The organism is Kitasatospora sp. NPDC057904 (genome assembly GCF_042887925.1).
Classification (GTDB): Bacteria; Actinomycetota; Actinomycetes; order Streptomycetales; family Streptomycetaceae; genus Kitasatospora.
In genome coordinates, this window is the sequence record NZ_JBHVOL010000042.1 from 1 (window position 1) to 17,115 (window position 17,115).

A 17,115-nucleotide genomic window follows, 5' to 3' on the forward strand; every position below is an offset into this window, starting at 1 on the left:
CCACCCACAGAGTCGGCAGTCGGAAAATCATCCAGCCCCCGGAGCGGCCACCCCCGCAGCCACCCCCGGCACCCCCCACCCACCCGAAAGCCCACGACCCCCCAAGCCCCGCGCAGCGGCCCTCCCACCCCGATCCCCCAGGTGAAAGGATGGTCCCCGGACCCCCGCGACGGTGCGGCGGCCCGAAGAGCAGAGCCGAGGAGCGCAGTCATGCCGAAGCAGGCCCCGCAGAGCGACCCCCTGCAGGACGCCCCCGAGGTGTCCGCGCCGCAGCACGCGGCCGCCGGCCTGCCCGCCGTCGGCCACAGCCTCCGCATGGCCACCGAGCAGATGGGCGCCCGCCGCACCCTCGCCACGCTCCTCAAGGTGAACCAGCCGAACGGCTTCGACTGCCCCGGCTGCGCCTGGCCGGAGCCGGACAAGACGCACACCGCCGAGTTCTGCGAGAACGGTGCCAAGGCCGTCGCCGAGGAGGCGACCGAGCGCCGGATCCGGGCCGAGTTCTTCGCCGCGCACCCGGTCGCCGACCTGGCCGAGCGCTCCGGCTACTGGCTCGGACAGCAGGGCCGCCTCACCCAGCCGATGCTGCTGGAGGAGGGCGCGACGCACTACACCCCGATCTCCTGGGACGACGCCTTCGCGCTGATCGCCGAGGAACTCAAGGCCCTCGACACCCCGGACGGCGCCGCGTTCTACACCTCGGGCCGCACCAGCAACGAGGCCGCCTTCGCCTACCAGCTGTTCGCCCGCCGCCTGGGCACCAACAACCTGCCGGACTGCTCCAACATGTGCCACGAGTCCTCGGGTTCGGCGCTCACCGAGACGCTCGGCGTCGGCAAGGGCAGCGTGAGCCTGAAGGACCTCTACCAGGCCGACCTGATCATCGTGGCCGGCCAGAACCCGGGCACCAACCACCCCCGGATGCTCTCCGCCCTGGAGCGCGCCAAGCGGGCCGGCGCGAAGATCGTCAGCGTCAACCCGCTGCCGGAGGCGGGCCTGGAGCGCTTCAAGAACCCGCAGAACGCCCGCGGCCTGGTCGGCCACGGCACCAAGCTGACCGACCTGTTCCTGCAGATCCGCCTCGGCGGCGACCTCGCGCTGTTCCGGGCACTCAACCAGCTGGTCCTGGAACGAAACGGCGTCGACCGCACCTTCGTCAACGAGCACTGCCACGGCTACGAGGAGTTCGAGGCCCAGGCCACAACGACCGACCGGGACGAAGTCCTCACCGCGACCGGCCTGCCCTGGGAGCAGATCGAGGAGCTCGGCCGCATGGTGCTGGCCTCGAAGAAGATCATCGTCTGCTGGGCGATGGGCCTCACGCAGCACAAGCACGCCGTCCCGACCATCCGCGAGGTGGTCAACTTCCTCCTGCTGCGCGGCAACGTCGGCCGCCCCGGCGCGGGCGTCTGCCCGGTGCGCGGGCACAGCAACGTGCAGGGCGACCGGACGATGGGCATCTTCGAGCGGCCGAGCAAGGCGTTCCTGGACGCGCTCGGCAAGGAGTTCGCGTTCGAACCGCCGCGCGAGCACGGCCTCGACTCGGTGGACACGATCCGCGCGATGCGCGACGGCAAGGTCGGGGTCTTCTTCGCGATGGGCGGCAACTTCGTCGCGGCGACGCCGGACACCGAGGTCACCGAGGCCGCGATGCGGCGCTGCCGGCTGACGGTGCACGTCTCGACCAAGCTGAACCGCTCGCACGTGATCACCGGAGCCCGCGCGCTGATCCTGCCCACCCTCGGCCGCACCGACCGGGACGTCACCGGCTCGGGCGCCCAGTTCGTCAGCGTCGAGGACTCGATGGGCCAGGTGCACGCCTCGCGCGGCGGCCTGCGCCCGCCCGCGCCCGGTCTGCTCTCCGAGACCGCGATCATCTGCCGCCTCGCCCGTGCCGTGCTCGGACCGCAGGACACCGTGCCGTGGGAGGACTTCGCCGGCGACTACGACACCCTGCGGGCCCGGATCGCCCGGGTCGTGCCCGGCTTCGAGGACTACAACGAGAAGGTGCGCCGCCCCGGCGGTTTCACCCTGCCGCACGGCCCGCGCGACTCCCGGACCTTCCCGACGGCCACCGGCAAGGCCAACTTCACCGTCAACCCGCTGACCGCCCCGGAGGTCCCGCCAGGTCGCCTGCTGCTGCAGACGCTGCGCTCGCACGACCAGTACAACACCACGATCTACGGCCTCGACGACCGCTACCGCGGCATCAAGGGCGGCCGCCGGGTGGTCCTGGTGAACCCGGCCGACGCCGCCGAACTCGGCCTGACCGAGGGCGCGTTCGTCGACCTGGTGGGCGAGTGGAAGGACGGCGTCGAGCGCCGCGCACCGCACTTCAAGGTGGTCCACTACCCGGTGGCCCGCGGCGGGGCGGCGGCCTACTACCCCGAGACGAACGTACTGGTCCCGCTCGACTCGACGGCCGACATCAGCAACACCCCCACGTCGAAGGCGGTCGTCATCCGGTTCGAGCCGGACAGCACCGCGGGCTGAGCCTCCAAACAACGGAGAGGCCGCCTCTCAGGGCGGCCTCTCCATCCGGCTACGGGACTCAGGGCAGCAGGCCACCGATCAGCGGCAGCGTGGCAGTGGCGCTCCCGGGCGCCGAAGCAGTGGGCGTCCCCGTACCGGACGGCGTCGGCGTACCCGTCCCGGAAGGCGTCGGAGTGCCCGTCCCACTCGGCGTCGGCGTACCCGTCCCCGAAGGCGTACCCGTCCCCGAGGGAGTCCCGGTCCCCGACGGCGACCCCGTACCCGACGGAGTCCCGGTCCCGGACGGCGTCCCGGTCCCGGACGGCGTCCCGGGCGTGGTGGACGGGGTCCCCGGGTTCGGCGCCGGCGTGCCCGGGACCGGGGTCGTGCCCGGGGCCGGGGTCGTGCCCGGGGCCGGGGCCGGCACCGGCGGCCGCTGCTCGGCCGGGGTCGGGGCGATCGGCGTGACGGTGTCCCAGCCGGTCGGGAGGTCGGGCACCTTCCAGGCGCCGCCGGCGTCGTCGGCCGCGCCGGACGGGTCGGGGCGGACGGCCCCGAGGATCGCCATCGAGCCGATCGGCGAGACCTTGATCACCGCGCCCGGCCGGGGGGCCTGCACGATCAGCCCACCGCCGATGTACATCGCGACGTGGGTGGCGCCCTGGAAGTACACGATGAGGTCGCCGGGCCGGATCTGGTTCAGCGCGACGTGCGGGAGCTCGGCCCACTGCTCCTGGCTGGTGCGCGGGATCGGCTTGCCGGCGTGCAGCCAGGCCTGCGAGGTGAGGCCGGAGCAGTCGTACGAGTCCGGGCCGATGCCGCCCCACAGGTAGGGCTTGTTGAGCTGGGCCAGCGCGAAGGCGACCGCCGCGCGACCGGCCAGCGAGGGCGTGCGCTCGCCCTGGCCGAGGGCGCCGCTGGCGAGGAAGGCGAGCTGGGCCTCGTCGGCCTTGGCCTTCTCCAGCTTCTCCAGTTCGGTGCGCTGGGCGCCGGTGAGCGAGGAGACCAGCTGCTCGACGGCGGCGAGGTCGGTGGCGACCTTGGCCTTCGCCGCCTCCTGCTGGGCGACGAGCGCCTGGGAGGTCTTGAGGGCGTCCGCGGTCTGCGCGGTCAGCCCGGCGAGTTCGTTGCGGTCGGCCTTGAGCCGGTCGAGGAACTCGGACTGCGAGCGGCTGGCGGTGGCGAGCAGCTCGGCGATGGTGACGGCCTCGTACGGGTCCTTGGAGAGCAGGAGTTCGGCGTAGGCGGAGGTGGCACCGTTGCGGTACTGGGCGGCGGCGAGCTGCGCGGCGATGTCGGTGCCGGCGTCGACCTGCTTCTGCTGGCGTTCGAGGCGGTTCTGCAGGTCGGTGAGGGCGGTCTGCTGCTCGGTGACCTTGGCGACCGCGCCGTTGTACTGCTCGGTGGCGGCCTCGGCGCCCTGGTAGAGCGCGTGCAGCTGGTCGAGCAGCGGTCCGAGGGTGGCCTTGGCGGCGGCGAGCGGGTCGTCCCCCGGGGCGGCCGTGGGCGCCGTCACGCCGGGCGTGCCCGGGTCGGGTGCGGCGTACGCGGCCCCGGCGGCGAACGGGAGCGCCAGCGCGGCGGCGGCCAGCACGGCTCCGCAGCGCAGGGCGGCCCGCACCCAGGGTCGTACGCCCACCGTCTCGCCGCGCCGCGATTCCCCGCCCATGGGTCTTCCTCCCCGCCCTGCCCGTCCCCGGGTTCCCCGGATCCCGGCGATCCTCCCACGGGTTACCCGCCGGAAACAGGGCGCGCCAGGACCGGAAGGTGAATTCTCCGTTCACAGCCCCGTTCACGGTCCCGTTCACGGTCCCGTTCACCTGTGAGACAGGTCTCAGCAAACGTGTGCGAACCGGGGCGTTCTTCGCTAAGGTCCAGCTCAGCGCGACCCATGTCACTCCTGCGAAAGCTTACGGCCATCGCCAGGACACCAGCGGAACCACGATTCCCGGCTCAGTTCACCTTCCGTTCACCGAACCTGCCTACGGTCGCGAGCGACACCAACGTCCGTGCGACAACTACGACGATTGTTTGGGTATGGAACACATCTCGTTCCTGGTAGCCGTTGTGATCATCACGGCGCTCGCCTTCGACTTCACCAACGGGTTCCACGACACCGCGAACGCGTCCGCCACCGCGATCGCGACGGGAGCCCTCCGGCCGAAGGTCGCGGTCACCATCGCGGCCGTCCTCAACTTCGCGGGCGCGTTCCTGTCCGTGAAGGTCGCCACCACCATCTCCGGCGGCATCGTCAACGAGAAGACCGGCATCCACCCCGAGATCATCTTCGCCGCCCTGGTCGGCGCGATCCTGTGGAACCTGCTGACCTGGCTGCGCGGCCTGCCGTCCAGCTCCTCGCACGCCCTGTACGGCGGCCTGATCGGCGCCACGATCGTCGGCGTCGGCATGAACGGCGTCAACTTCGACACCGTGGTCACCAAGATCCTGATCCCGGCGGTCGCCTCCCCGTTCGTCGCGGGCCTGGCCTCCTTCGGCGCCACCAAGCTGGCGTACCTGATCACCCGCCGCAGCAACGGGGCCACGACGGACAAGGGCTTCCGCAAGGGCCAGATCTTCTCGTCCTCGCTGATCTCGCTCGCGCACGGCACCAACGACGCCCAGAAGACGATGGGCATCATCACCCTGACCCTGGTCTCGGTCGGCGCCCTGCCCAAGGGCGCGCTGCCCCCCACCTGGGTGATCGTCTCGGCGGGCGCCGCGATCGCGCTCGGCACCTACATGGGCGGCTGGCGGATCATCCGCTCGATGGGCAAGGGCCTGGCGGACATCCAGCCGCGGCAGGGCTTCGCCTCCGAGTCGTCGGTCGCGACCGTCATCCTCACCTCGTCGCACATGGGCTTCGGCCTCTCCACCACCCAGGTCTGCACCGGCGGCATCATGGGCGCCGGTCTCGGCGGCCCGAAGCCGGAGCTGCGCTGGAGCATGGTCCGCCGCATGGTCTACACCTGGGGCCTGACCCTGCCGGCCGCCGGCCTGGTCTCCGGCGGCGCGGCCCTGGTGGTCCGCCAGGGCACCTGGGGCGTGGTGCTGGTCGGCGCCGCGCTGGTCGCCGGCGCGGGCGGCATGTGGCTGATCTCCCGCCGCCAGCCGGTCGGCGCGGACAACGTCAACGAGGTCGGCTCCGTCGAGGACGTCACGGCGGTCGACGTCACCGCGCTCGACGTCACCGCCGCCGACGTCACCGCGGTCGACGTCACCCCGGCCGCCCCGGCGAACGCCGCCCCCACCACCGCCTCGACCACGGTCGCGGCCTGAGCGCCGCCGGCTGAGGAGCACACACCATGCACATCAAGTGGAACGCCCTGGCCCAGACCGCCGGAATCAGCTTCGGCGTCACCGTCGCCGTGGTCACCGTCTTCGCGCTCGGCATCCTGGCCCTGTCCCGCCGCGAGGCCGCGCTGACCGCCCGCGAGGACCGCACCGCCCAGGCCGGCACCGCCCAGGCCGCCGGCGGCCGGCTGGCGCTGGCCGGCGCGTACGCCTGCTTCGCCGTCTGCGCCGCGGCCGTCGTCTACGGCCTGGTGCTGATCGCCGCGCCGTAGTCCCCACCGCGCACACGCGAACGGGCCGGGAAGTGGATCCCCACTTCCCGGCCCGTTTCCGTGCCCGCGTACCGGAGGCGTCAGTTCTGCTGCGTGGTCCGCAGCGCCGTCTCCCGGATGAACAGCACCGTGACGAAGGAGGCCAGCGCGAACGGCGCGGCCCACAGGAACACCGTGCCGACGCCGTGCCCGAAGGCGTCCGTCACCAGCGGCAGGATCGGGGCCGGCAGCTTGTGCAGGTCCGGGATGCCGCCGTCGGAGGCCGCGTGCCCGGCCGGGATGTGCGCGGCGGCCAGGTTCTCGGCGAGGTAGTGGCCGACCTTGTTGTTCATCAGCGCGCCGAGCGCGGAGACGCCCATCGCGCCGCCCATGGTGCGGAAGAACGTGACGACCGAGCTGGCCGCGCCGAGTTCGTTGCGGGGCACCGTGTTCTGCACCGCGAGCACCAGGTTCTGCATGGTGAGGCCGAGTCCGATGCCGGTGATCGCCATGTAGACGGAGAGCAGCACGTAGCTGGTGTCGGTCCGCATGGTGCCGAGCAGGCCGAAGCCGATCGCGAGCAGCGCCGTGCCGGAGACCAGGTAGGCCTTCCAGCGGCCGTACTTGGTGATCAGCCGGCCGGCGACGGTCGAGGAGAGCGCCAGGCCGAGGATCATCGGCAGGGTCATCAGGCCGGCCATCGTCGGGGACTTGGCGCGGGCCAGCTGGAAGTACTGGCTGAGGAAGGTGGTCGCGCCGTACATGCCGACGCCGACCAGCACGCTCGCGAGCGCGGCCAGGGTGACGGTGCGGTAGCGGAAGAGGTCCGGCGGGATGATCGGCTCGGCGGCGCGGCGCTCGATGACGACGGCGAGCGCGCCCAGCAGCAGGCCGCCGCCGACCATGGCCGCGGTCTGCCAGGACAGCCACGCGTAGTTCTTGCCGGCCAGCGTGATCCAGACCATCAGCAGGCTGACGGCGCCGGTGATGGTCAGCGCGCCGAGGTAGTCGATCTTCGGCTTGCGCCTGACCACCGGCAGCTTGAGGGTGCGCTGGACCACCAGGATCGCGGCGATCGCGAACGGGATGCCGACGTAGAAGCACCAGCGCCAGCCGAGCCACGAGGTGTCGACGATGACGCCGCCGATGAGCGGGCCGCCGATGGTGGCGAGGGCGAACACCGCGCCGAAGTAGCCGCTGTATCGCCCGCGCTCGCGCGGCGGGACCATCGCGGCCAGGCAGATCTGGCCGAGCGCGACGACACCGCCGGCGCCGATGCCCTGGAGGGCGCGGCAGGCGATGAGTTCGCCGGTGTTCTGGGAGAGGCCGGCCAGGGCGGAGGTGGCGATGTAGATCAGCAGGGCGATCTGCAGCAGCACCTTCTTGCTGGCGAGGTCGGAGAGCTTGCCCCAGATCGGGGTGGAGGCGGTGAGGGTGAGCAGCGCTGCGGTGATCACCCAGGTGTAGGCGGACTGGCCGCCGTGGAGGTCGGTGAGGATGTGCGGCAGGGCGTTGGAGACGACGGTCGACGAGAGCACGGCCACGAAGAGGCCGAGCAGCAGGCCGGACAGCGCCTCCATCACCTGTCGGTGGGTCATGGGTCGGTCGTCGACGGCGGCGGCTGCGCCGGTCGCGGCCTCGGTGGTCACGGTCATCCCGGTCCTTAGAAATCGTTGACTTAGGCAACCATACGAGCAGATGGTTGCTTAGGGCAACTTTCTTCAAGGCAAAGTAAAGCCGGGCCCCACCCGCGCACCCCCGGGCAGCCCCTCCCGCGCGACCCCCGGCGGCCCCTCCCGCGACCCCACCCACACGACCCCCTGCGGTCACTCCCCCGCGGGCTCGCCGAACACGTCGTTGAAGCGGTGCAGCAGCTCGGCGAAGCGGACCACGTCCTCCTGGGACCAGCCGCCCATCACCTCGCGGACCCGCCGCATCCGGACGTCCCTGGCCGCGAGGTAGCGCCGCCGCCCGTCCTCGGTCAGCGAGACGAACGAGGCCCGCCGGTCCAGCGGGTCCGCCACCCGGGCGACCAGGCCCAGCTCCTCCAGCGCCCTGATCTGCCGGCTCACGGTGGCCTTGCCGACCGCGAAGTACACGCCGACGTCGGTCACCCGCACCCGCCCGGCCTGCTCGATGTAGCCGAGCATGCTGTACGCCATGCCCTCCAGCTCCGGGTGCACCCGGCGGGACAGCTCGGCGACCCTCGCCCGGCCGCGCCGGAACATCAGCGCGACCTCGCGGTCCACCGCCAGCAGCGCGCCCTCGTCCAGTGTTCGCCCGCCCGGCACCCGCTCGCCACTCTCCGCACTCACCGCGCCAGTATCCCGCAGCGGCGGTGGCCGGAACGCGGCGCGTGCGGTGCGACAAGCCAACTACTTCATGGTATGAAGTATCGGTTCTCGTAGTATCTGATTCCGCTCGAATCGCAGGTTTCCCTCGAAACATGGGTTTCCCCCCGAAACCGCAGGTTTCCCCCGATACCAAGGAGATGTGGATGGCCGCCCCGGGGCAGGGTTTCGTCGCCGAACTGAAGGGAGCGGTCACCCCGCGCGCAGCGCTGATGGTGATCGCCGTACTGCTGCTCCAACTCGGCTTCATCACGTCGTACGTCGGGGCGCTGCACAAGCCGGCCCCGCACAACCTGTCGATCGCGGTGGTCGCCCCGCCGCAGGTCGCGCCCAAGCTGGTCGGCGCGCTGGAGTCGGTGCCGAACGGCGCCGTGAAGCCGGTCACGGCACCGGACGCCGAGACCGCCACCGCGCGGATCAAGGACCAGAAGATCTACGCCGCGCTGGTCTTCAACCCGGCCGGCACCGAGGACACCCTGCTGACCGGCGGCGCCCGCGGCACCTCGGCCGCCAAGGCCGCCGAGAGCATCACGACCGCGCTGGAGAAGACCCAGGGCCGCACCGTCAAGGTCGAGGACGTCGTCCCGCTGGCCAAGGGCGACACCAACGGCCTCTCCGCCTTCTACCTGGTCATCGGCTGGTGCGTCGGCGGCTACCTGGTCGCCTCGATCCTCGGCATCAGCGCCGGCTCCAAGCCGGCCAACGTCCACCGCCTGCTGATCCGGCTCGGCGCGATGGCGCTGTACTCGATCGCGGCCGGCGTCTTCGGCACCCTGATCGCCGGTCCGGTCCTGGACGCGCTGCCCGGCTCGATCCCGAGCCTGTCGGCGGTGGGCGCCCTGGTGGTGTTCACGGTCGGCGCGTTCACCATGGCGCTGCAGTGCCTGTTCGACATCATCGGCATCGGCATCGCGGTGCTGATCTTCGTGGTGCTCGGCAACCCGAGCGCGGGCGGGGTCTACCCGGCGCCGATGATGCCGCCGTTCTGGCGCGCGATCGGCTCGTGGATCCCGAACGGCGCCGGCACCGCCGCGACCAAGTCGATCGCCTACTTCGGCTCGACCAACATGGCGATGCCGCTCCTCGTGCTCGTCGTGTGGGCGGTCCTCGGCGTGGCGGTCGCCCTGCTCGCCGTCGTGCGCGGCCCGCGCTCGGGCGGCCGGGAGCTGGTCCAGGAGGCCTGAGCCCCGCCCTGCGGAAGGATCCCGTGCCCCCCGGCCCCCGTGGCCGGGGGGCACGGCCGTCTCAGGCGCCCGCCAGCCGGCCGGGGTCGGCCACGACGGCGCGCACCACCCCGACGGCGGCGCCCAGCAGCGGGCCGCGCCGCCCGAGCCGGGAGACCGTGAGCCGGTCGTCCGACCACGGGCGGACGGTCACCCGGGCGCCCATCTCGGCCCGCATCGACGGCAGCAGCCAGGGCGCCAGCTGGGCGTACCCGCCGCCCAGCACCACCTCGGCGGGGTCCAGCAGGTTGACCGCACCGGAGGCCGCGATGCCCAGCGCCGCCCCGGCCCCGGCCAGCGCGGCGCGCACCTCCTCGTCCCCGGCCTCGGCGCGCTCGGCGAGCAGGGCCACCCAGTCGCCGCGGATGCCCTCCAGCCCCGCCGCGCGCAGCACCGCCGTCTCCCCCGCGTACTGCTCCAGGCAGCCGTGCGCGCCGCACGCGCAGCGCGGCCCGTCCGGGCGGACCGGCACATGGCCGAGCTCGCCCGCGTAGCCGCGCGCGCCGCGCAGCAGCCGCCCGCCGATCACGATCGCCGCGCCGACACCGGCCTCGGCCGAGACGTGCAGGAAGTGGTCCGGGCCGCCGCCCAGCCAGAGTTCGGCGAGCCCGCCCAGGTTGGCCTCGTTGTCCGCGTCGATCGCGAGCTCCGCCAGGTCCTCCGAGCCGGCCGCGCGCAGGGCCAGGCGCAGTTCGGCGGCGAGCGGCACCTCCTGCCAGCCGAGGTTGGCGGCCCGCTGGAGCACCCCGCCGGCGGTGCCGACCAGTCCGGGCACGGCGAGCGCGAGCGCGGCCGGGCGCAGGCCCGCCTCGGCGACGGCGCGGCGCAGCAGTTCGGCGAGGTCGGCCATGACGGCGGCGGGCGTGCGGCCCCGGTTGCGGATCTCCTGACGGCGCCAGGAGACGACCTCGCCGCGCAGGTCGACTACGCAGGCCCCGAGGTGCTCGACGCCGATCTCGGCGCCGAGGCCGCCGGGCCCGTGCGGGTTGAGGCCGAGCGCGGTGCCGGGCCGGCCGACCTTGCCGCTCGGCGCGGCCGGGCCCTCCTCGACGACCAGGCCGCCGGCGATCAGCTCCTCGGCGAGCGAGGAGACCGCCGCCCGGGTGAGTCCGGTCTCCGCGGCCACTTCGGCGCGGGAGCGCGGGGCCCGTGCGATCACGCCGAGCACCAGCGCCAGGTTGGCCCGGCGCATGCCCTGCTGGCTGGCGGGTCCGCTCCGGACTCCGTCCGGCTCACGCATGTGCCCACCCCGCTCCCTGGCTGGCGGTCACCCGGCCTCACCGCGTCCCGGGCACCTCCCGGGACGTCTCGTGTGCAGCGTAACCGGGTTCGAGGGGCGGCTGCGTCCCGGTGGCGACGGGCTCGGCGAGGCGGGTGAACACCCAGCGCTGCATCGCCCAGAAGCGGAAGAGCATCGCCACGAAGGTGCCGACGATCATGCCGCTGAGGAAGTCCGCGACCTCCTGGGCGAACGGGCCGACGTAGGGCTCGCGCAGGTCCAGGACGTACCGCGAGACCGCCAGCGGCACGTCGTTGACGGCGATCGCCACCACGCTGACCAGGAAGAACAGCACCGCCTCGCGCCGCTGCCCCTGGGCCCGGAAGGCCCAGCGGCGGTTCAGCACGTAGGAGACGACGGTGGCGATCACGGTCGCGATGGTCAGCGCGACCACCGGCTTGTGCTCCAGGACGGTGAACTTCAGCTCGAAGTCGATCACCGTGGTGAGCGCGAAGCAGCCGCCGCCGACCAGCAGGAACTTCACCAGCCTGCGGTGGCGCACCAGGAACGGGCGCAGCCTCGCCGGCACCCGGGCCAGGACGCGCTGAGTGGGGGACGGCATCCTCGCAGTCTCGCACGCGGTCCGCCGTCCCCCTCGTCACTCGGCGGAAATCCTCAGGACGCCGGTGGTCGTGCCCTGGTAGACCACTCCGCCGGGGGCGATCGAGCCCACCATCTGGAGCGTGTCGAAGAGGAAGCCGGCCCCCAGGAACCGGGTGCGCCCGACGGCGCCGGTGGCCGGGTCGATCTCGGCGTAGTAATAGGGGTCGAGGACCGTCGTGGCGGTGCTGCCGGGGATCAGCGGCTTGCGCAGGACGGTGTGGATCAGCCCGTCGCCGGTGGAGAGCCGCGGGACGGCGGCGGAGCGCACGGTGGTGTCCCAGACCAGGTCGCAGCCGGAGCCGTCGGGCCGCACGTCGACCCGGCTGAAGCCGCCGCGGAAGTCGGCGGAGGCGGGCACGCTCGGCCCGGCCTCGGCGGGCAGCGCGGGGTACGGGTAGCCGTTGGTGCTGCTGATGAAGACGCTGTTCCCGGCGCCGATCGGGGAGTTCTCGCTGCCGCTGCCGCCGGCCCTGAGCACCGGCACCGAGCAGACCGGCGAGCCGTCGGAGGTGCGGTAGACCAGCAGGTGCACGGTCGGCGCGGCGTTGTCGACGATGGTCGTGTAGTCGGTGCCGGTGCGCGGGCCGAAGAAGGTCGGGGTGGAGCCGGTGCCCCAGCTGAGCTGGCCGGGCTTGCGGCCTGGCCCGCGGTCGTACGCCTGGCGCCAGGCGGTCCGCGGGGTGCCGTCGGCTCCGGCGGTGAGCAGGTAGGTGGCGTGGGTGGTGGCGACGAGGGTGCCGGCGGGGGCGGTGGAGATCGAGTTGGCGATCCGTTCCCCGGCGGGGAGGGCGAGGCCGCGGACGGCGCCGGTGCGCTCGTCCGCGGTGCCGACGACCCCGCCGCCGGTGGCGAACCAGACCCGGCCCTGCCAGTCCGGCGAGATGCCGACGACGGCGTCGCCGGCCGGGACGGCGCCGGCCAGCGGGAGGCGGCTGTCCACCGTGAGCTCCCAGTCGCCGTCGGCGCTGCGGTGGTGGCCGATCCGCAGCAGGTCGCCGTGGCCGTCGACGGCGACCAGGCGGTCCCGGTCGTCCAGGTAGGCGTACACGCCGCCGAGCAACGAGCCCTTGGCGAGCGGGAGTTCGGCGAGGGACTCGCCGTCGTCCGGGTCCAGCAGGTGGACGGTCGGGGTGCGCCCGAGGATCGTGGTGCAGAGCGCGACCGGGAAGCCGTCGTAGCCGACCAGCACGGTCGGGCAGGCGGACTGCAGGGCCGTACGGTGCAAGGTGAGCGGGCCGGCCGGCGGCCCGGGCAGCCGGGTGGTGTCCGAGGAGCCGGTGTCGCCGTGCATGGTGGCGGTGCCGTCGGGGCCCGCGTACGGGTTGTGCGGCGGCAGCGGTCCGAACGGCGTGGCGGCACGGGCCGGGACCGCGAGGGCGAGCAGGGCCGCGGCCGCGAGGGCGGCGGCGCGGGAGGACAGCGCGAAGCGCATGGAGGGTGTCCCATCGGGTGAGCGGGCAGGCGTGGGCGCATGGCGGTGCGGCCACCCGGTGGGGGTTCCCGGCGGGGGCGCCGGGTGGAACACCGCGCTCAACGGACGCGGTGACAGATCGCCGAGCACGCGCGGGCGAGGTCGACGTCCAGTCGACGGCTCAGGTGCGCGTGGCGATTCACCCGGCCAGCCTCCCTTACTGACGACCCGTCTCACAAGACCGTCTCACCCTGCGGGCAGGGCCCGGGGCGGAGCGGCAGTGCCGCTCCGCCCCGGGCCCTGATCCCGCGTCAGGCGGCGGCGACGAGCACCTCGGCCGGCTCCAGGGCCAGCTTGAGCACCTCGCGGACGTCCGCCACCGGGTGCACGGTGAGCCGCTCCAGCACCTCGGCCGGGACGTCGTCCAGATCGGCCTCGTTGCGCTTGGGGATGATCACCGTGGTGATCCCGGCCCGGTCGGCGGCGAGCAGCTTCTGCTTCACCCCGCCGATCGGCAGCACCCGTCCGGTCAGCGACACCTCGCCCGTCATCGCCACGTCCGTGCGCACCTTGCGGCCGGAGAGCAGCGAGGCGAGCGCGGTGGTCATGGTGATGCCGGCGCTCGGTCCGTCTTTGGGGACGGCCCCGGCCGGGACGTGCAGGTGCACGCCGCGGTCACGCAGCGAGGTGACCGGCAGCTCCAGCTCGGCGCCGCGCGAGCGCAGGAAGGAGAGCGCGATGTGCGCGGACTCCTTCATGACGTCGCCCAGCTGCCCGGTCAGGGTCAGCCCGGTGCCGCCCGTCTCGGCGTCGGCGAGCGAGGCCTCGATGTAGAGGACGTCGCCGCCGGCGCCGGTGACCGCGAGGCCGGTCGCCACGCCGGGGACGGCGGTGCGCCGCTCGGCCGGCTCCTGGGCGGCCTCCGGCACGTGGTGCGGGCGGCCGATCAGGGCGCGCAGGTCGTCCGCGCCGATCACGGCGGGCAGCTCGCGCTCGCCGAGCTCGGCCTGCGCGGCGATCTTGCGCAGCACCCGGGCGATCGAGCGCTCCAGGTTCCGCACGCCGGCCTCCCGGGTGTACTCCCCGGCGAGCCTGCGCAGCGCCGCCTCCTCGACGCCGACCTGTCCGCTGCCGAGCCCGGCCCGCTCCAGCTGGCGCGGGAGCAGGTGGTCGCGGGCGATGACGACCTTCTCGTCCTCGGTGTAGCCGTCGAGCCGGACGAGCTCCATCCGGTCGAGCAGCGGCTCGGGGATGGCCTCCAGCACGTTGGCGGTGGCGAGGAAGACGACGTCGGAGAGGTCGAGCTCGACCTCCAGGTAGTGGTCCCTGAAGGTGTGGTTCTGCGCCGGGTCCAGCACCTCCAGCAGGGCGGCGGCCGGGTCCCCCCGGTAGTCGGAGCCGACCTTGTCGATCTCGTCGAGCAGGACGACCGGGTTCATCGAGCCGGCCTCCTTGATCGCCCGCACCAGGCGGCCGGGCAGCGCGCCGACGTAGGTGCGCCGGTGGCCGCGGATCTCGGCCTCGTCCCGGACGCCGCCGAGCGCGACCCGGACGAACGTGCGGCCCATCGCGCGGGCCACCGACTCCCCGAGCGAGGTCTTGCCGACACCGGGCGGCCCGACCAGGGCCAGCACCGCGCCTCCCCGGCGGCCGCCGACCAGCCCGAGCCCCTGCTCGGAACGGCGCTTGCGCACCGCGAGGTACTCGACGATGCGGTCCTTCACGTCGCCGAGGCCGGCGTGGTCGGCGTCCAGCACCGCGCGGGCGCCGGTGATGTCGTACGCGTCCTCGGTGCGCTCGTTCCACGGCAGCTCCAGGACGGTGTCCAGCCAGGTACGGATCCACGAGCCCTCGGGCGACTGGTCGGACGCGCGCTCCAGCTTGTCGACCTCCTTCAGCGCGGCCTCGCGGACGCCCGCGGGCAGGTCGGCCGCCTCGACGCGGGCACGGTAGTCGCCCTCCTCGTCGGCCGGGTCGCCGTTGAGCTCGGCCAGCTCCTTGCGGACGGCCTCCAGCTGGCGGCGGAGCAGGAACTCCTTCTGCTGCTTGGCCACGCCCTCCTCGACGTCCTTGCGGATCGTGTCGTTGACCTCCTCCTCGGCGAGGTGGTCGCGCAGCAGCGCCAGCGCGTACTCCAGGCGAGCGACCTGGTCGGCCTCCAGCAGCACCTTGAGCTTCTGCTCGGCGGTGGCGAAGGGCGCGTAGCCGATGTTGTCGGCGAGCTCGCCGACGCCCTCGATCCGGTCCACCCGGTCGACGATCTGCCAGGCGCCGCGCCTGCGCAGCCACTGGGTGGACAGCGCCTTGTACTCCTTGACCAGCTCGGCGGCCCGGCCGGCCACCGGCATGCCGACCGAGGACTCCCGGAACGGCGTGGTCTCGACCCAGAGGGCGGCGCCGGGGCCGGTGGTGCCGGCCCCGATCCGGACCCGCCGCACGGCGCGCACCAGCGCCGCCGGCTGCCCGATCGCGTGGGGGCCGTCGGCCAGCCGGCCGACCTGCTCGACGGCGGCCAGCGTGCCGACCGCCGCGTACGAGCCGTCCACCCGGGGGACCAGCAGGACCTGCGGCTTGTCGGCGCCGCCGGCCGCCGCGCGGGCGGCCTCCACCGCGGCGCGCACCTCGGTGTCCTTCAGGTCCAGCGGGACGACCATGCCCGGCAGGACGACCTCGTCGTCGAGCGGCAGCACGGGCAGGGTGAGCGGTGCGGACGTCGATGCCATGATCTCTCCCCAGTCAGTGAACTTGAGTCGACCTGACTAAGGCTTCGGGGGCGCCGGATGTTCCCCGAGCTTTGTTCGCCGTGAGCGAACGGAAAAGGGGTGCGGGCGGAGGCGGCGGGAAGGTCGTCAAAAACCCCCGAACGAGTTAACGGACGTCCAAGACCGGGGCGCCGCCGGCGGCCGCGGCCGGCCCGGGACCGGCCTCCGGAACCTCCGCGCGCAGCGGGCGCGGCCCGCGCCGGGGGCCGTGGCGCAGCCAGCGCCACAGCGCCACGCCGGTCAGCACCGCCACCGGGTGGCCCACCGCGGTGACCAGGTCGTTCTCGGTGGCGATCTGCTCGGCGATCAGCGCCGCCGCGCCGCCCAGCGCCAGCAGCCGCCCGCGCCAGGAGAGCAGCCCGGCGAGCGCGCCGAGACTGACCAGCACGCCGTAGCTGACCCCGATGTCCAGGTAGTCCATCGCCGCGGACTCCAGGTGCCCGGTCTCCACGGCGGTGATCACCACCGCCTGGGACAGCAGCGTGGCCGTCACGTGCCCGATCGCGAAGACCGCCGCCGCCCGCCGGGAACCGACCCGGCGCTCCAGCGGCGCGACGGTGAAGGCGAATCCCCAGAGGTACGGCATCCACACCGAGCCGGCCACCCAGAAACCACTGAGCAGCAGCGCCCGCAAAGGGTGGTGCAAAAGATTGTGGCCGTCCGAACTGGAGGCCTCCTGCAGCCGCAGGACGAGATCCGGATCCGCGAGTTCGGCAAAGGTCGTGGTGGCGCCCACCACGGCGAGATATCCGAGGGCGAAAGGGTTGCGCCGGGGCGTCGGCACCCGGGCCAGCAGCCACTCGGCCACCCCGGTGCGCAGCCCGAGCCGGAGCATCCCGTACGGCGGTCCGGCCCACGGCGGGCACGGCCCCGGGCGCGGTCCCGCCGGTCCGCCACCGCGCCGCAGTCCAGCCATGCCGCCTCCGCTCCACGCCCGCAGCAACCGGTCCCCGGCTCCCGCCCGGGGGAACCAACGTACCGGCGCGCGCCCGCAATCCCTCCCGCGGGGCGTTGTCGTGATCACGTTACGTCGAGGTTCTGAGAACCAGCTGAGAAAAGCCCGTGAAGACCGGGGAACCGGCCGACCGGCCGGATTCCGGCATTGGTCCAGACCTACTTCCGTTTGACCCGTCAGTAACGGCCCTGACCGGCGACTTGGCGTCAACTCGACTGCATACGTACCGTTACGCAGTGAAAAAACGCCGGGTAAGGTATCGGCCCGTGCCCACTCGTGAGTGGGTCCGAGAGCGGGCCGGAACCGGCCCAACGGGCCGGAAACGTCCGGTCCACCTGCCGGGAGGCAGCCGCTGTCCGTACGCTGCGAAGTGCGCGGGAGAAGCGGGTGGCCGACCTCCGCCCTCCGATCCGCGCACGCGACGGGACGGCGGACCCGGCACACAGTCCACGACGGAACAAGACTACGAAGCGGAGCCCCGCCATCCCCACAGGTGGCCGGCCCGCAGCCCTGGGGG

Annotated in this window: 12 protein-coding genes; 4 read left to right on the forward strand and 8 right to left on the reverse strand. The window is 73.2% G+C overall.

Translation table 11 applies throughout. The features are described 5' to 3' along the window. The first annotated feature begins 210 nt into the window (after positions 1-210). On the forward strand, positions 211-2,493 hold the full coding sequence (locus tag ACFVSN_RS43835) for an FdhF/YdeP family oxidoreductase (RefSeq protein WP_387603499.1): 2,283 nt from the start codon (positions 211-213) through the stop codon (positions 2,491-2,493). A gap of 58 nt (positions 2,494-2,551) precedes the next feature. On the opposite strand, the gene ACFVSN_RS43840 is transcribed toward ACFVSN_RS43835, so the two are convergent. Further along, entirely contained in the window at positions 2,552-4,141 is a 1,590-nt protein-coding gene (locus ACFVSN_RS43840) for an NlpC/P60 family protein (protein WP_387603496.1), read from the reverse strand. Between the two features lie 368 nt (positions 4,142-4,509). Here ACFVSN_RS43840 and ACFVSN_RS43845 point away from each other — a divergent pair, with 368 nt between their 5' ends. Next, positions 4,510-5,748, forward strand: coding sequence for an anion permease (locus ACFVSN_RS43845; RefSeq protein WP_380499548.1), 1,239 nt, complete (start codon positions 4,510-4,512; stop codon positions 5,746-5,748). Between the two features lie 26 nt (positions 5,749-5,774). Beyond that, positions 5,775-6,035 carry a hypothetical protein gene (locus tag ACFVSN_RS43850; RefSeq protein WP_387603493.1) on the forward strand — a complete coding sequence of 87 codons (261 nt, stop codon included), beginning with the start codon at positions 5,775-5,777 and terminating at the stop codon, positions 6,033-6,035. 80 nt (positions 6,036-6,115) lie between these two features. On the opposite strand, the gene ACFVSN_RS43855 is transcribed toward ACFVSN_RS43850, so the two are convergent. Both ACFVSN_RS43855 and ACFVSN_RS43860 read right to left on the reverse strand, forming a co-directional pair. Continuing rightward, on the reverse strand, positions 6,116-7,669 hold the full coding sequence (locus tag ACFVSN_RS43855; protein WP_380438589.1) for an MDR family MFS transporter: 1,554 nt from the start codon (positions 7,667-7,669) through the stop codon (positions 6,116-6,118). A gap of 171 nt (positions 7,670-7,840) precedes the next feature. Next, entirely contained in the window at positions 7,841-8,329 is a 489-nt protein-coding gene (locus ACFVSN_RS43860; RefSeq protein ID WP_380438587.1) for a MarR family winged helix-turn-helix transcriptional regulator, read from the reverse strand. Between the two features lie 182 nt (positions 8,330-8,511). Here ACFVSN_RS43860 and ACFVSN_RS43865 point away from each other — a divergent pair, with 182 nt between their 5' ends. Next, positions 8,512-9,549: an ABC transporter permease gene (locus tag ACFVSN_RS43865; RefSeq protein WP_387959106.1), complete on the forward strand. Its 1,038-nt coding sequence runs from the start codon at positions 8,512-8,514 to the stop codon at positions 9,547-9,549. 61 nt (positions 9,550-9,610) lie between these two features. On the opposite strand, the gene ACFVSN_RS43870 is transcribed toward ACFVSN_RS43865, so the two are convergent. The 5 genes from ACFVSN_RS43870 to ACFVSN_RS43890 form a co-directional block, all read right to left on the reverse strand. Beyond that, the gene (locus ACFVSN_RS43870; RefSeq protein WP_380438583.1) at positions 9,611-10,828 is read right to left on the reverse strand and encodes an ROK family protein; all 1,218 of its coding nucleotides are present in this window, start codon (positions 10,826-10,828) and stop codon (positions 9,611-9,613) included. Between the two features lie 37 nt (positions 10,829-10,865). Next, positions 10,866-11,429, reverse strand: a complete 564-nt coding sequence (locus tag ACFVSN_RS43875) for a GtrA family protein (RefSeq protein WP_380438581.1) — start codon at positions 11,427-11,429, stop codon at positions 10,866-10,868. 36 nt (positions 11,430-11,465) lie between these two features. Beyond that, positions 11,466-12,902, reverse strand: coding sequence for a hypothetical protein (locus tag ACFVSN_RS43880; RefSeq protein ID WP_387959109.1), 1,437 nt, complete (start codon positions 12,900-12,902; stop codon positions 11,466-11,468). Positions 12,903-13,192: 290 nt separating this feature from the next. After that, positions 13,193-15,604: an endopeptidase La gene (lon, locus tag ACFVSN_RS43885; RefSeq protein WP_380438577.1), complete on the reverse strand. Its 2,412-nt coding sequence runs from the start codon at positions 15,602-15,604 to the stop codon at positions 13,193-13,195. Positions 15,605-15,749: 145 nt separating this feature from the next. Continuing rightward, positions 15,750-16,559 carry a rhomboid-like protein gene (locus tag ACFVSN_RS43890; RefSeq protein ID WP_387959111.1) on the reverse strand — a complete coding sequence of 270 codons (810 nt, stop codon included), beginning with the start codon at positions 16,557-16,559 and terminating at the stop codon, positions 15,750-15,752. Positions 16,560-17,115: the final 556 nt, after the last annotated feature.

What these genes read in the sequence shown, in the direction of transcription:
- ACFVSN_RS43835 (WP_387603499.1), top strand. Translation starts at nt 211, where the DNA reads ATGCCGAAGCAGGCCCCGCAGAGCGACCCCCTGCAGGACGCCCCCGAG.
- ACFVSN_RS43840 (WP_387603496.1), bottom strand. Translation starts at nt 4,141, where the DNA reads ATGGGCGGGGAATCGCGGCGCGGCGAGACGGTGGGCGTACGACCCTGG.
- ACFVSN_RS43845 (WP_380499548.1), top strand. Translation starts at nt 4,510, where the DNA reads ATGGAACACATCTCGTTCCTGGTAGCCGTTGTGATCATCACGGCGCTC.
- ACFVSN_RS43850 (WP_387603493.1), top strand. Translation starts at nt 5,775, where the DNA reads ATGCACATCAAGTGGAACGCCCTGGCCCAGACCGCCGGAATCAGCTTC.
- ACFVSN_RS43855 (WP_380438589.1), bottom strand. Translation starts at nt 7,669, where the DNA reads ATGACCGTGACCACCGAGGCCGCGACCGGCGCAGCCGCCGCCGTCGAC.
- ACFVSN_RS43865 (WP_387959106.1), top strand. Translation starts at nt 8,512, where the DNA reads ATGGCCGCCCCGGGGCAGGGTTTCGTCGCCGAACTGAAGGGAGCGGTC.
- ACFVSN_RS43870 (WP_380438583.1), bottom strand. Translation starts at nt 10,828, where the DNA reads ATGCGTGAGCCGGACGGAGTCCGGAGCGGACCCGCCAGCCAGCAGGGC.
- ACFVSN_RS43875 (WP_380438581.1), bottom strand. Translation starts at nt 11,429, where the DNA reads ATGCCGTCCCCCACTCAGCGCGTCCTGGCCCGGGTGCCGGCGAGGCTG.
- ACFVSN_RS43880 (WP_387959109.1), bottom strand. Translation starts at nt 12,902, where the DNA reads ATGCGCTTCGCGCTGTCCTCCCGCGCCGCCGCCCTCGCGGCCGCGGCC.
- lon (WP_380438577.1), bottom strand. Translation starts at nt 15,604, where the DNA reads ATGGCATCGACGTCCGCACCGCTCACCCTGCCCGTGCTGCCGCTCGAC.
- ACFVSN_RS43890 (WP_387959111.1), bottom strand. Translation starts at nt 16,559, where the DNA reads ATGGCTGGACTGCGGCGCGGTGGCGGACCGGCGGGACCGCGCCCGGGG.